Source organism: Knoellia sp. 3-2P3, assembly GCF_029223115.1.
Lineage (GTDB): Bacteria > Actinomycetota > Actinomycetes > Actinomycetales > Dermatophilaceae > Pedococcus_A.
Genome location: NZ_JARGZE010000002.1, coordinates 267,196 through 281,111 on the forward strand (window position 1 = coordinate 267,196; position 13,916 = coordinate 281,111).

General features: G+C 73.0%; 13 protein-coding genes. 9 read left to right on the forward strand and 4 right to left on the reverse strand.

Annotation, left to right across the window (positions count from 1 at the left end; genetic code table 11):
• Positions 1-7: 7 nt before the first annotated feature.
• Positions 8-430 (forward strand): Lrp/AsnC family transcriptional regulator, encoded by a 423-nt coding sequence (locus tag P0Y31_RS06675; protein WP_275867593.1) that lies wholly within the window; start codon positions 8-10, stop codon positions 428-430.
• On the opposite strand, the gene ybaK is transcribed toward P0Y31_RS06675, so the two are convergent.
• The 3 genes from ybaK to P0Y31_RS06690 form a co-directional block, all read right to left on the reverse strand.
• Positions 431-922, reverse strand: a complete 492-nt coding sequence (gene ybaK / locus P0Y31_RS06680; RefSeq protein ID WP_275867595.1) for a Cys-tRNA(Pro) deacylase — start codon at positions 920-922, stop codon at positions 431-433. It lies immediately after the preceding gene.
• A gap of 29 nt (positions 923-951) precedes the next feature.
• Positions 952-1,536, reverse strand: coding sequence for a biotin transporter BioY (locus P0Y31_RS06685; RefSeq protein ID WP_275867597.1), 585 nt, complete (start codon positions 1,534-1,536; stop codon positions 952-954).
• A gap of 100 nt (positions 1,537-1,636) precedes the next feature.
• Positions 1,637-3,097, reverse strand: coding sequence for a lysine 2,3-aminomutase (locus tag P0Y31_RS06690; protein ID WP_275867599.1), 1,461 nt, complete (start codon positions 3,095-3,097; stop codon positions 1,637-1,639).
• Positions 3,098-3,158: 61 nt separating this feature from the next.
• Between P0Y31_RS06690 and P0Y31_RS06695 the strand changes: the two genes are divergently transcribed.
• A complete protein-coding gene (locus tag P0Y31_RS06695; protein ID WP_275867601.1) occupies positions 3,159-4,271 on the forward strand; it encodes an L-erythro-3,5-diaminohexanoate dehydrogenase in 1,113 nt (370 codons plus the stop codon).
• A gap of 13 nt (positions 4,272-4,284) precedes the next feature.
• On the opposite strand, the gene P0Y31_RS06700 is transcribed toward P0Y31_RS06695, so the two are convergent.
• The gene (locus tag P0Y31_RS06700) at positions 4,285-5,847 is read right to left on the reverse strand and encodes an RNA polymerase sigma factor (RefSeq protein WP_275867603.1); all 1,563 of its coding nucleotides are present in this window, start codon (positions 5,845-5,847) and stop codon (positions 4,285-4,287) included.
• Positions 5,848-5,990: 143 nt separating this feature from the next.
• Between P0Y31_RS06700 and P0Y31_RS06705 the strand changes: the two genes are divergently transcribed.
• From P0Y31_RS06705 to P0Y31_RS06735, 7 genes are all read left to right on the forward strand, one after another.
• Complete coding sequence (locus P0Y31_RS06705) at positions 5,991-7,601, forward strand: amidohydrolase family protein (RefSeq protein WP_345803616.1); 1,611 nt, start codon at positions 5,991-5,993, stop codon at positions 7,599-7,601.
• Between the two features lie 80 nt (positions 7,602-7,681).
• Positions 7,682-9,280, forward strand: coding sequence for a lysine 5,6-aminomutase subunit alpha (locus P0Y31_RS06710; RefSeq protein WP_275867605.1), 1,599 nt, complete (start codon positions 7,682-7,684; stop codon positions 9,278-9,280).
• Positions 9,277-10,047 carry an OAM dimerization domain-containing protein gene (locus P0Y31_RS06715; protein ID WP_275867607.1) on the forward strand — a complete coding sequence of 257 codons (771 nt, stop codon included), beginning with the start codon at positions 9,277-9,279 and terminating at the stop codon, positions 10,045-10,047. Before P0Y31_RS06710 ends, P0Y31_RS06715 begins: the two co-directional genes overlap by 4 nt.
• A 19-nt stretch (positions 10,048-10,066) precedes the next feature.
• Positions 10,067-10,462, forward strand: a complete 396-nt coding sequence (locus tag P0Y31_RS06720; RefSeq protein WP_275867610.1) for a hotdog domain-containing protein — start codon at positions 10,067-10,069, stop codon at positions 10,460-10,462.
• Positions 10,463-10,907: 445 nt separating this feature from the next.
• Entirely contained in the window at positions 10,908-12,569 is a 1,662-nt protein-coding gene (gene lnt / locus P0Y31_RS06725; RefSeq protein ID WP_275867613.1) for an apolipoprotein N-acyltransferase, read from the forward strand.
• Complete coding sequence (locus P0Y31_RS06730; protein ID WP_275867615.1) at positions 12,562-13,359, forward strand: polyprenol monophosphomannose synthase; 798 nt, start codon at positions 12,562-12,564, stop codon at positions 13,357-13,359. The genes lnt and P0Y31_RS06730 overlap by 8 nt, the downstream gene beginning before the upstream one ends.
• Positions 13,344-13,838, forward strand: a complete 495-nt coding sequence (locus tag P0Y31_RS06735) for an FxsA family protein (RefSeq protein ID WP_275867617.1) — start codon at positions 13,344-13,346, stop codon at positions 13,836-13,838. Before P0Y31_RS06730 ends, P0Y31_RS06735 begins: the two co-directional genes overlap by 16 nt.
• Positions 13,839-13,916: the final 78 nt, after the last annotated feature.

The window sequence follows — 13,916 nt, forward strand, 5'->3', positions numbered from 1 at the left end:
TGGCAGCGTGGAAGACCAGGACCGCCGCATCGTCGAGCTCCTCCGCCAGGACGGACGGATGAGCTACACCGACCTCGGCAAGGCGATGGGGATGTCGACGTCCGCGGTCCACCAGCGGGTCCGGCGCCTCGAGGAGCGGGGCGTGATCAAGGGCTACGAGGCCGTCGTCGACCACACCGCGCTCGACCTCCCGCTGACCGCGTTCATCTCGATCACGCCGCTGGACCCGTCGGCCCCGGACGACATCCCGGACCGCCTGCGCGACCTGCAGGAGATCGAGGCGTGCCACTCGGTGGCCGGCGACGAGAACTACATCCTCAAGGCGCGCGTGCGCACGCCGGCCGACCTCGAGGACCTGCTCGCCCGGGTGCGGGCCACCGCCAACGTGGCCACCCGCACGACGGTGGTGCTCTCGACGCCCTGGGAGTAGCTAGCGGGCGATCACGGCCGCGACCGCGCCGGTCACCCGCAGCAGGTCAGCGGGGGAGAGGGAGAGGTCCAGGCCGCGGCGTCCGCCGCTGACGTAGACGCACTCGAGGCCCAGCGCCGACTCGTCGACGACCGTCGGCAGCGAGCGCCTCTGCCCGACGGGCGAGATGCCGCCCACGACGTAGCCGGTGGCCCGCTCGGCGTCCTCGGGCCTGGCCATCGCCACCTTCTTCACGCCCAGCGCGGCGGCGACCGCCTTGAGGTCGAGCGATGAGCTGACCGGCACGACGCCGACGGCAAGACCCCGCTCACCCTCGACGAGCAGGGTCTTGAAGACCTGCTCGGCCGGGACACCGAGGGCCGTGGCGGCCTCGAGCCCGTAGGAGGGTGCAGCGGGGTCGTGCTCGTAGGGGTGTACGCCGAAGTCGACGCCGGCGCGGGTCAGCGCCGTGGTGGCAGGGGTTCCTGCCGACGCCTCCTTGCGACGGGCCATGGGCGGTGTGCCGTTGGGTCAGCCGGGGTTCAGCGGGACTCGACGTGCTGGACGACCTTCCACGCGCCGGGCAGCAGGCCGGCGGCGAGGAGGATCTTGATGCCGTCACCGATGAGGAAGGGCGTCACCCCGGCAGCCAGGCCGGCCGGCAGGTCCATCCCGGTGGCCGCCATGAGGTAGGGCAGGCCGAACGCGTAGATGACGACGTTGCCGAGCACCATGGTGCCGGCCGTCCGCAGCGGCGTGCGGTCGCCGCCACGGGAGGCGAGCCAGCCGACGAGGGCGCCGGCGACCACGAAGCCGACGATGTAGCCGAAGGACGGGAAGCCCCAGCCGCTGGTCTGACCGGCGAACCAGGGCACCCCGGCCATGCCGGCGGCCATGTAGATGCCGATGCTGAGCAGGCCGCGCACGGGACCGAGCGCGGCGCCGGTCAACAGCACGGCGAAGGTGCCCAGGGTCAGGGGTACGGGCGTGCCCGGCAGCGGGATGCTGAACTGCGCCAGCAGGCCGACGAAGGCCGCACCGCTGGCGACGAGGAGGGCGTCACGGGCGAGGCCGCCGGGGATGACGTCGGCGAGCACGCGCTTGCGGGGGAGGGTGATGGCAGTCACGGGAGCAACCTAGCGAACCCGGCCCGGCGCGGCATACCGGTGTCTCATGACGAACGCGCCACACCCGGGCGGGTGTGGCGCGTTCGTGGGTCGCTCCGGGTCAGACCAGCGCGGCGTCGCGCGCGGCCGCCTCCCTGCTGGCCTGGGCCCGCTCCACGGCGAGCTCGTGGACGGCCGCGTGGTCGCCCTGCTCCCGCCACCACTGCTGACCGCTCTCGGGGAGGGTGTAGATCGGGTCGTAGTAGACGTAGTCGCGCGACAGGGCCTCGGTGTCGGCGGCCTCGATGGACGTGCGGTAGTTCTTGCGCCAGAACGACATCCCGCGCTCGGTGTCATAGGACTCGACCTGGTGCACCCACCGCTTGCCGACGAAGGGCACGTCGCACACGATCCGCGGCGTGGCGAAGCCGGGCAGGTAGCCCATCATCGCGTGCTGCAGGTGCTGCGCCTCGGCGAGCGAGAGCCGCCAGTGCTCGCTGAACGGGATCATGTCGCACATGTAGAAGTAGTACGGCGTGACCATCGCCTCGTCCTGGAGGGCGAAGCAGAGGTCGAGCAGCTGCTCCGTGGAGTCGTTGACGCCGCGCATGAGCACACCCTGGTTGCGCACGTCCCGAACCCCGGCCTCGAGCATCGCCTTGGCGGCCTGCGCGACCGCCGGGGTGACGGACTGGGCCGCGTTGACGTGGGTGTGGATCGCCAGCGAGACCCCCCGCTCGCGGGCCTTGCGCGCCACGCGGCCGACGCCCTCGACCACGTCGTCCTGCAGCCAGTGCTGGGGCAGCCCCATGAGGGCCTTGGTGGCCAGGCGGATGTCGCGGATGTTGTCGATCTCGAGCAGCTTGTCGAGGAAGCCCTCGAGGTTCTTCCACGGCATGTTGGCCACGTCGCCGCCGGAGACCACGACGTCGCGCACCGACGGGGTGGAGGAGAGGTAGGCCAACATCGCGGCATACCGGTCCACCGGCTTGCCGGCGAGCTTGAGCTTGGCGACCTGCGGGGTGGAGTTGCCGACGAGGTCCATCCGGGTGCAGTGGCCGCAGTACTGCGGGCAGGTCGGCAGCATCTCGGCCAGCACCTTGGTGGGGTAGCGGTGGGTCAGGCCCTCGGCCACCCACATGTCGTGCTCGTGCAGGCTGTCCCGGGTGGCGTGCGGGTGCGACGGCCAGTCCATGCGCCGGTCGGAGAAGACGGGGAGCATGTAACGGCGCACGGGGTCGGCGTAGAAGGCCCGGGTGAACTCGACGCCCGCCGAGGGCATGGTGCCGTCGGACCAGGTCACCTCGCTGACCATGGTGTTCATCATCTGCGGCGGCACCAGCATCGACATCGTGGCCCGCTCGGCCTGGTCGCGCTCGAGGTCGGCGTAGAACGACTCGGTGAGCAGGTCGCCCATGAGCTCGCGGAGCTGCTTGACGTTCTTGACACAGTGGGCGCGCTGCCACTGGGCGCTGGCCCAGTCCTGCGCGGTGGCGTCGCGCCAGCCGGGGAACCGCGTCCAGGCCGGCTCGACCAGCTCGTGGCGGCGGTAGGCGTAGGGCTGCTCGATCTGCGTGCTCATAGGTGGCAGGATACGCAATGCGTCCGCTGTTTACCGCATCAGGCCGGAGGATTTCCGGTTCGTGTCGTCTATCGAGGGAGATCCTGTGCCCCTGCCGCAGTCCGAGTCCTCGCCCGTGGGCCTGCACCGTGTGCTCGAGCCGGCAGGGGCGTCCCTGCCCCAGGCCGCCCGGCGCCTCGACCCGCGACCCGAGCTGTGGCCCGACGAGGTGCGGGTGCGGGTCGAGACCCTGAACCTCGACGCCGCCTCCTACCGCCAGCTCGCCGAGAAGCACACGACCGGCGACGGGGTGCTCGACGGCGAGGCGCTGCGCCGGGAGGTGCTCGACATCGTCGCCGAGCGGGGCAAGATCCAGAACCCGGTGACCGGTTCCGGCGGGATGCTCATCGGCACGGTCGAGGAGGTCGGGCCCGAGAGCCCGCTCGGCCTGCGCGTCGGCGACCACGTGGCCACCCTGGTGTCGCTGTCCCTGACCCCGCTGGTCGTCACCGACGGCCTGGCCCGGTGGGACGGGCGTTCCGAGCGGGTCCCGGCAGACGGGCACGCCATCCTGTTCGGCCGCTCCATCGCGGCCGTGCTGCCCGACGACCTCTCGCCCGAGCTGGCCCTGATGGTCATGGACGTGTGCGGCGCCCCTGCCCTGGTGGCCCGGGTGGTGGGGGAGTATGCCGCCCGCACCGGTGCGGCCGCGCCGTCGGTCTGCGTGCTGGGCGGGGCCGGCAAGTCCGGCTCGCTCTCGCTCGCCGCCGCGGGAGCCAGCGGTGCCGGGCGGCGGATCGCGGTCGTCCCGAACGAGCGCGAGGCCGCCCTGCTCGACGGCACCGGTCTCGCGGACGCCGTCGTCGTGGCCGACGCCCGCAGCCCGCTCGGGCTGTCCGAGGCGGTCGCTGGCGCGGGTGGCCCCGCCGACATCACCGTGGTCTGCGTCGACGTGCCCGGATGCGAGCAGCCGGCCATCCTCTCCACCGCGCAGGGCGGCACGATCATCTTCTTCTCGATGGCGACCAACTTCGCGGCGGCCGCCCTCGGCGCGGAGGGCGTCGCGGCAGACGTGCGCATGCTCGTGGGCAACGGGTACGTGCCTGGGCACGCGGCCTACGCCCTCGACCTCGTGCGCAGCGATGCCGCGGTGCGGACCCTGTTCGAGAGCCGCCTCGAGGAGCACGCGCCCTAGGCGACCTGCTCGGTCAGCCCTTCAGTCGTCCTTTGCCGACCACGGTGCCGGAGGTGTCCGTCGCGGGCTCGTCGGTCTGCGTGCCGGCTGCGCCACCTGCGCGGCCCTTGCCGGTGCTCGTGCCCCGTCCCACCGTGCCGGTGCCGGTGCCCGTGTCGGTGCCCCCACCCGTCGACCCGCTGCCAGTGCCCGTGGTCGGGGGGGTGGGCTCCGGCGGCGTCGTGGTCGGCTCCGTGGTCGGGGGGGTGGGCTCCGGCGGCGTCGTGGTCGGCTCCGTGGTCGGGGACGTGACGGTCGGCTCCGTCGTCGGGGACGTGACGGTCGGCTCCGTCGTCGGGGACGTGACGGTCGGCTCCGTCGTCGGAGACGTGACGGTCGGCTCCTGGGTCGCGGGAATCGGCGCGCTGGGCCCGGTCGTGAGGGGGGCCAGCGGCACGCCGCTCGCGGCGCAGTAGGCGCCGACCTGCGAGCCGCCGCCGGCTGCCTGCGCCAGGCTGCGGAAGCTGGTCGAGCGGTCCTCGGTGACACCGCGCTCGCGCTCGGCCTCCCAGGTGCGGCACAGGTCGAGCGCGGCCGTCATGGGCGGCTGCCCGGCGCGGGTCGACGTGCTCTGCGAGCGGGTGCCAGCCTGCGCCGGGGGGGCTGGCGCCGTCGTGGTGCGGGTGCGGCCGGGCGGCGCGGCGGACGTGGCCGCGGGGGACTCGGGCGCGGGCTCGGGGGCGCCGATGACGACGTGCATCACGTTCTGGACCGGGTCGGGCAGCACGCCCTGGTAGGCGGCCGCACTGAAGGCGCCCATCCCGAGCACCGCAGCGGATGCCGCGGCGGCGGCGCCTGCGCGGGTCCGCCACGTGGGTCGCCTCAGCGAGATGACCCTGGCACCCCCGGACGACACACCCCGGGAGGATGCCGGCGACGAAGGTGACTGCTCGGGCACCAGGGCGCGGAAGACCGCGACGAGGGTGGCCTCGTCCGCGACCTCCACGGGCCGCGGCTCGCCCCCCATGGACCACGTCAGCAGCTCGGCGTCGAGGCCGAGCTGGTCGAGCGCCTCCTGCTCCAGGGCGTGGACGGCACCGACGTCGGAGCCGACCAGCTCGGCGACCTCCTCGGCGGGGAGGAGGCCGACCTGCCGCAGCATCAGCACCTCGCCCTGCTCGGGCGGCAGGTCCCGGACGGCCTCGAGGGCCATCCGCAGGCCATGGGCGGGGCCGCCTTCGGCCTCGTCCTCCTCGAAGGGCTCCTCGCCCGGCGGCAGGGGGGCGGCCACCACGGCCGTCACCTCGGCGTCCTCGACCATCGCGTCCCACACGCGGCGCTGGTTCTCGTCCTCGGCGTGCATCCTGGCGCAGGAGAAGACCAGGGTGCGCCACGCGGTCTCGTCCCCCTTGAACGTCGGCAGCCGGCGGAGCACCGCGACCCAGCTCTCGCAGGCGATGTCGTCCGCGTCCGCGACGGCGACGACGCGCAGGTAGCGGGTGAGGGCGGGGTTGACGTCGGACCACAGGCGCACGAAGGCCGCCACCCTGCCCTGCTGGGCAGCGTGGAGAACCCCCGTGAACTCCGCGCCGATCACCTCGCCAGTATTGTCTGCGCGGGCGCATGGCGTGACTCGTCTTTTCGGACACTCCTGCGTGCAGCCCCCTCGTCCTAGGTGCGTAGAGGGCCCTCGGGTGTCCAGACGCCGAGCCCGCCGGGCGCACCCTCTAGGGTGCTGCGGTGACCACCCTGTACCGCGGCGGATTCGTCTACAGCCCGGTCGACCCGTTCGCCAACGCGATGGTCGTCGACGGCAGCACCATCGCATGGATCGGCGGTGACGACGCGGCCACGGTCCACGAGGACTCCGTGGACGCCGTCGTCGAGCTCGACGGCGCGCTGGTCACCCCTGCCTTCGTCGACGCCCACGCCCACCTGTCGCACACGGGCGCAGCCCTGCGGGGGGTCGACGTCGCGGGCGCCCCCTCGCTGGCGGTGGCCCTTTCGCGGGTGGCGGACGCGGCCCGGGCCCAGCAGGGACGCCCGGTCTACGCCCCGAACTGGGACGAGCGGCACTGGCCCGAGGGGCGACCTGCGACGGCCGCCGAGCTCGACCGGTCCACCCACGGTGGAGTGGTCTACATGCCGCGCGTCGACGGCCACTCGGCCGTGATCTCCTCCGCGCTGGCGGCCGCGAGCGGGGCACAGCAGCAGCCCGGCTGGCACGGTGACGGCCTGGTGTCGCGCGAGGCGCACCACGTCGCGCGTGAGGCGTTCAACGCCGCCATCAGCCCCGCCCAGCGCCGCGCCGACATCGCCCTCGCCCTGCAGGCGGCAGCCGTGGCCGGGATCGGGCTGGTGCACGAGAACGGCGGGCGCATCCTGTCCTCCGCCGACGACTTCGCCGACGTCCTCGCGGCGGGGGAGCGGGGCGACGGGCCGCAGACGCTGGGCTACTGGGCCCAGCTGGTCGCCACGGAGCAGGAGGCGCGTGACGTGGCCGGCCTGGTCGGGGCGCACGGCCTCGCCGGCGACCTCAACGTCGACGGCTCGATCGGGTCGCGCACGGCGTGCCTGCGCGAGCCCTACGCCGACGCCGACGGCCACCGGGGCAACGGCTACCTCACCGTCGAGCAGGTCCGCGACCACGTCGCGGCCTGCTCGTTGGCCGGCCTGCAGGGCGGCTTCCACGTCATCGGTGACGCCGGCGTCGACACCGTCGTCGCGGGCATCGAGGCCGCCGCCGAGCTGGTCGGCGCCGACCGGGTGCGCCGGGCCCGCCACCGGCTGGAGCACCTCGAGATGATCGACGCCGACGGCATCGCCCGGCTGGTCTCGCTCGGCGTCACCGCCAGCGTGCAACCCGCCTTCGACGCGCACTGGGGCGGGGGAGAGGGCATGTATGCCGCGCGGCTGGGTCGCGAGCGCGCCGCCGCCATGAACCCCTTCGCGTCGATGTTGGCGGCCGGGATGACCCTGGCGCTGGGGTCGGACTCGCCCGTGACGCCGTTCGCCCCGTGGGAGGCGGTGCGGGCAGCCGTGTTCCACCACACGGTCGAGCAGCGGGTGTCGGCGCGCTCGGCGTTCCTGGCGCACACCCGCGGCGGGTGGCGGGCCGCGGGGTTCGACGACCGCGGCTACCTCGACCTCGGCCTGCCCGCGACCTTCGCCGTCTGGAAGGTGGGGGACCTCGTGGTGCAGGCGCCCGACGACCGCATCCAGACCTGGAGCACCGACCCCCGGTCGGGCACCCCGGGCCTGCCGGACCTCAGCCCGGGCGCCACCCTGCCGACCGCCCTGCGGACGGTGGTGCGCGGGCGCACCGTCTTCGACGCCGGCGCGCTCGGCTGACCCGACCAGCCCCGTCGATCTTCCGGCGAACCACCCCTCTGACCGCAAGATCGCCGCTGGCCGCTGCTAGTCTCTGGAAAGTGCCTTCCCGCGTGAAACCCGTGCTCGAACTCGACCCCACCGTCGTCCGCAAGGCCCGCACCCTGGCCCGCAAGGCCGGCCGCCCGGTGGTGAGGCTGGCGCAGAGCCATACCACCGTCTCCGTCGAGAGGGCCACCCTGCGGCTCGCCGGCCTGGCCGGCGCCGACCACGAGCGCGTGCCGTGGGTCAACCACCTCGTCGACCAGGTGCGCGACCAGGTGGGCCTCGATCACGGCGTCACGACGCCCGTCTTCGACGCCCTGCGCCGGGGCGAGGCCGAGGACCTGCTGACCCTGGCCCAGAAGGCCGCCAGCGGCTCGGTCTCCTTCCACCTGCCCGAGGGGAAGGCGGCAACCCGGGCGCAGGCCGCAGCGCGTCGTGAGGTGAGCCGCGGCATACGCACGATCGACCGCCAGCGGGCCACCCGCGAGCGCCTCGTGAAGCGGCACGGCGACCCGCAACAGCGCCCGTGGATCTACCTCATCGTCGCCACCGGCGACATCTACGAGGACATCCCGCAGGCCCAGGCGGCGGCGCGCGAGGGCGCCGACGTCATCGCGGTCATCCGCTCCACCGGGCAGTCGCTGCTCGACTACGTGCCCGAGGGCGCCACCCGCGAGGGGTATGCCGGCACGTATGCCACCCAGGAGAACTTCCGCCTCATGCGGGCGGCCCTGGACGAGACGTCCAAGGAGCTCGGGCGCTACATCCGGCTGACCAACTACGCGTCGGGCCTGTGCATGCCCGAGATCGCCACGCTGGCAGGCCTCGAGCGGCTCGACATGATGCTCAACGACTCGATGTACGGGATCCTCTTCCGCGACATCAACCCGATCCGCACGTTCGTGGACCAGCGGTTCAGCCGCCAGATCCACGCCCGCGCCGGGATCATCATCAACACCGGCGAGGACAACTACCTCACCACCGCCGACGCGGTCGAGGCTGCCCACACTGTCACGGTCAGCCAGCTGCTCAACGAGTACTTCGCCAAGGAGGCCGGGCTGCAGGACTGGCAGCTCGGGCTCGGCCACGCGTTCGAGATCAACCCCGACCTGCCCGACAGCTTCCGGATGGAGCTCGCCCACGCACTGCTGGCCCGACAGCTCTTCCCCGACGCGCCGCTGAAGTGGATGCCGCCGACCAAGCACATGACCGGCGACATCTTCCGAGGCTACCTGCTCGACGGGTTCTTCAACCTCGTCGGGGCCATGACCGGCCAGGGCATCCTGCTCGTCGGCATGATGACCGAGGCCGTCGTCACGCCGTTCCTGTCCGACCGAGACCTCGCCCTGCAGAACGTCCGGTACGTCATGAACGCCGCCGGGGGCCTCACCGAGGACTTCCACCCGCCGCGCGAAGGGTTCATCCAGAACCAGGCCCGCCAGGTGCTCGGCGAGGCCGTCGACCTGCTCGACGCGATCGTCCACGACAGCGACGACGCGGGTGACCCTCCGCTGCTGGCAGCCATCGCCGACGGCACGTTCGGCCTCATGAAGCGCCCGGCCAACGCGGGCAAGGGCCTTGACGGCGTGGTGAGGCGGGCGCGGGACTACGACAACCCGGCCATCACCCTGCTGGAGACGGGGGAGACCCGATGACCACCGAGACGACGACACTGGACACCCCTCAGCCCGACATCGTCCGGCCCTACGGCGACACCACGGGCGACGGCATGGTGCAGATGTCCTTCACGCTGCCGGTCCCGCACGACAAGCGCGCGGAGGGCGCGGCACTGCAGCTCGCCGCCAAGATGGGGCTCGACCCCGCACTGCTCGTGCACGCCAAGGCGATGGGCCCCGACTTCACCTTCTTCGTGGTCTACGGCCGGGTGCACCACCTCGTCGACCTCCGCCAGGTGGAGGTGGCCGAGCGGGAGTTCCCGCTGCTCAGCCCCAAGGAGGTCAACCGGGCGGTCAAGACCCGGCTGCGCCGCAAGCTCGTCGTCGTCGGCGCCTGCATCGGCACCGACGCCCACACGGTGGGGATCGACGCGATCCTCAACATCAAGGGTTTCGCGGGCGAGAAGGGCCTGGAGTACTACCGCGAGATCAAGGTCGTGAACCTCGGCGCCCAGGTGCTCGTCCCGGACCTGGTGGCCCGCGCTCGGGCCGAGAAGGCCGACGCCGTGATGGTGAGCCAGGTCGTGACGCAGAAGGACGCGCACATCCACAACACCACCACGATGTCGGCGGCCTTCCGCGAGGCGTACCCGGCGGGCAAGGTGCCGCTGCTCGTGGTCGGCGGACCCCGCTTCGAGGAGGGCTCGGCGCAGCGGCTCGGCGTCGACCGCATCTTCGGCCGAGGCACCACCCCGGGCGAGGTCGCCAGCTACCTCGTCCACGCCCTGACCACGCCCCGTCCCTGACCCCCAGGAGGCCTGTCCCATGACCCGAGCCGAGGTCGGACTCAGCGTCGTGCACCGCCGCTACGTCCCCTACAGCCACGCCCACTACGCCGGCAACCTCGTCGACGGCGCCTACTCCCTGGCCGCCTTCGGTGACGTGGCGACGGAGATGTGCATTCGCACCGACGGTGACGAGGGACTGTTCGCGTCGTACTCCGACGTGCAGTTCAGGGCGCCGGTCCGGGCGGGCGACGTCATCGAGATCGAGGCCCGCCTGGTCCGGGTCGGTTCCCGCAGCCGCGAGATGGACTTCGAGGTGCGCGTGGTCGGCCGGGGTGCACCCGAGCGCTCGGAGTCCGCTGCCGACATCCTCGAGCCGCCCGTGGTCGCCACGACGGCCCGCGGTGTCGTCGTCGTGCCCCCGCAGGGGGAGTGAGCACCGCCAGCGACGCCGTCCATCGACCGAACGGCTGATCCCGGCCCGGCGTGTCGCGCGGCGACACGCCGACGTCGACGAAAACGCCCCGGGTACAACAGGATTCGAGAGTGCCGCTGACCTGCGACAACGCGTGTTCGTGCAGGTGGACGGGGGGTTGACAGCAGGTCGCGCGTCGGTAAGTTGGCCCCCGGTCGTCCACCGCGCGCCACGCGCCGGCGGCGGCAGAGGTAGGGGCGGATCGACGGCAGTCGGTGGCTAGCGCGCGCAGCCATCGCTGAGCCAGCCGTTGGGGGCCTGCCCTGGTCTCTGGCCCGTCGCGCAGTGGTGGTGGACGCCCGCACGGCCCGCGCGCTCAGTAGACAACAGCCAGTCGTTCGTATCCGACCGACGCCTGGCTGGTCCCAACGGCAGCGCGGGCCGTGCTGTGTCCTACCGTGGTGGCGTGCCCACCGACCACGCCGTGCGCGGCCTCACGCTGCGAGCCGGCCACCGGCTCGTGCTGGCCGTCGCCTCCGGGCTGGTCCTGGTGCTGGCCTTTCCCACCTACGACCACTTCTGGCTCGCGCCGGTCGCCGTCGCGCTGCTGTCGGCCGCCGTGCTGGGGGCCTCCTGGCGGGTGGCCTCCGGCTCAGGCCTGGTGGCCGGGCTGGCCTTCTTCCTGCCCACCCTGTCGTGGTCGGGGGTCTACGTCGGCGCCCTGCCGTGGGTGGCCCTCTGTGTGCTGCAGGCGCTCTACATCGCCGTCATGGCCGGGGTGACCGCCGCCGTCCAGCGCCCGCTGCTCGGCACGCGGCTGCAACCACTGGCGTATGCCGCCGTCCCCCTCTTCTGGGTGCTGCAGGAGACCGCCCGCTCCCACACGCCGTTCGGCGGCTTCCCGTGGGCGCGCCTCGCGTTCAGCCAGGCCGACAGCCCGCTGGCGCCCCTGGCGGCATCCGTGGGGGCCCCGGGCGTCACGGCGTCCGTGGCCGCCCTCGGGGCGCTGCTGCACGCCACCGTCGTGGTCGCCCTGGGGCGCATCCGGCGCCTGGCCGGCCGTCGCTCCACCGTGCCGGGCTCGCTGACGGCACTTGCCGTCTCCCTGGCCCTGGTGCTCCTCGCCGTGGTTCCGGCCGTGGCTGCCCTCGCCGCGACCCCGCCCACCGGCGGCCGGGGTGTGCCGGTGATGTTCGTGCAGGGCAACGTGCCCCGGGCGGGTCTGGACTTCAACGCGGAGCGCCGCCAGGTGCTCGACAACCACGTGCAGCAGACCCTGCGCGGCCTGGCCGCGGGGGAGGGCGAAGCGCCCAGCCTGGTCGTCTGGCCCGAGAACGCCTCGGACATCGACCCCCTGCGCAACGCCGACGCCGAGGCCGCCATCCGGTCGGCCGTCGAGGCCGCTGGTGTGCCGGTCCTCGTCGGGGCGGTGCTGCGCGAGCCGGCGCCGATGCTCTCCAACGCCAGCCTGCTCTACCGGCCCGGCGGCGGTCAGCCGGAACGCTACGTCAAGCAGCACCCCGTGCCGTTCGCCGAGTACATCCCGTACCGCTCGTTCTTCCGCACCTTCAGCGACAAGGTCGACCTGGTCACGGCCGACTTCACCGGCGGGGAGGACCCCGCTGCCTTCGAGGTTCCGGTCGCCTCCGGCGGCTCGTACTCGGCCATCCCGACGATCTGCTTCGAGGTCGCCTACGACGACCTGATGCGCGAGGCGACGCTCGCGCCCGGCCGCGGGGACAGCCTGCTCGTGGTGCAGACCAACAACGCCACGTTCGGCTACACCGCCGAGTCCGAGCAGCAGTTCGCCATCTCGCGGCTGCGCGCCATCGAGCATGGACGCTCGGTGGTGCACGTCTCCACCGTCGGGGTCAGCGCCTTCATCCGCCCCGACGGCTCCTACGAGGACAAGACGCGCCTGTTCACGGGGGTCGCTGCCCACGGCGAGCCGGTCGTGCGCTCCTCGCTGACCGTCTCCGACCGCATCGGCGACCTGCCCGAGTACACCGCCGCAGCGCTCGCGGCACTCCTCGTGACCGCCGCGGCCGCCACCTCCCGAGCCCGGGGTAGGCGTGCCGCTAGGGTTCAGGCCGAGCACCGAGAGGAAGAGGAAGCTGTCGTTGTCTGAGCATGCCGCCGCGGCCACCGCGCACCGAGGACCGGTGACCCGGGTCCTCGTCTGCATCCCGACCTACAACGAGCGCGACAACCTGCCCACCGTGGTGCGCCGGGTGCGCGAGTCGGTGCCGGACGCCGACGTCCTCGTCCTCGACGACAACTCCCCGGACGGCACCGGCAAGGTCGCCGACGAGCTCGCTGACGACGACGCGCGCGTGCACGTGCTGCACCGCGCCGGCAAGGAGGGCCTCGGCGCCGCCTACCTCGCCGGGTTCGCCTGGGGTCTCGGGCGCGACTACGACGCGATCGTCGAGATGGACGCCGACGGCTCCCACCAGCCCGAGCAGCTGCCGGAGCTCCTCTCCGCCCTCGGCGACGCCGACCTCGTCATCGGCTCGCGCTGGGTCCCCGGTGGCTCGGTGCGCAACTGGCCCCTGCACCGCAAGGCGCTCAGCGTCGGCGGCAACCTCTACACGAGGGTCCTGCTGGGCATGGGCGTCAACGACGCGACCGCCGGCTTCCGGGCCTACCGCACCTCGGCCCTGCGCGCGATCGGCCTGACCGACGTCGCCTCCCAGGGCTACTGCTTCCAGGTCGACCTCACCAACCGGGCGGTGCGCAGGGGCCTGCGGGTCGTGGAGGTGCCCATCACCTTCGTCGAGCGCGAGATCGGCGACTCGAAGATGAGCAGGGACATCATGCGCGAGTCGCTGCAGCGGATCACCGTCTGGGGCCTGGAGCACCGGGCCCGCCAGCTGCGGTCGCTCGGTCGCCGGGAGCCGAAGTGGCACCGGCTGTAGGACGCGCGCCCCGCGCCCGCCGCCGCCCCCGCTGGCTCGCGGTGGTCTTCGTCCTGCTCCTCGTGGTGCCGGTGCTGGAGATCGCCGTCATCGTGGCCGTGGGCCGGGTCATCGGCGGCTGGCAGACCCTGCTGCTGCTCGTGCTGGAGTCGCTGCTGGGCGCCTGGCTGGTGCGCCGGGAGGGCGCGCGTGCCTGGTCGGCACTGACGACGGCCCTGAACACCGGGCGCATGCCCAGCCGCGAGCTGGCCGACGCCGCCCTGGTGCTGGTCGGTGGCACGCTGCTCCTCACGCCGGGGTTCGTCACCGACGTCGTGGGGTTCTTCTTCATCCTCCCCCTTACCCGCCCGCTGGCCCGGGGTGTGCTCGAGAGGGTCGTGGCCCGGCGCCTGCTGGGCGGGTTCTTCGGCCCCCCGCGCGGCCCCGGAGGGCGCGGCGGTCCGGGGGAGGGCGACGTCATCGAGGGTGAGGTCCTCTAGCGCTGCGACACGCCGAGGGTGTGACCCATCACACAACCCTCGGCGTCCTCGGCGCGCTCGGGGGGCAGGAACAACCCG

Bases quoted from the DNA above. Each gene is read 5' to 3' on its own strand.
- ybaK (WP_275867595.1), bottom strand. From the start codon at position 922: ATGGCCCGTCGCAAGGAGGCGTCGGCAGGAACCCCTGCCACCACGGCG.
- P0Y31_RS06690 (WP_275867599.1), bottom strand. From the start codon at position 3,097: ATGAGCACGCAGATCGAGCAGCCCTACGCCTACCGCCGCCACGAGCTG.
- P0Y31_RS06715 (WP_275867607.1), top strand. From the start codon at position 9,277: ATGACCACCGAGACGACGACACTGGACACCCCTCAGCCCGACATCGTC.
- P0Y31_RS06720 (WP_275867610.1), top strand. From the start codon at position 10,067: ATGACCCGAGCCGAGGTCGGACTCAGCGTCGTGCACCGCCGCTACGTC.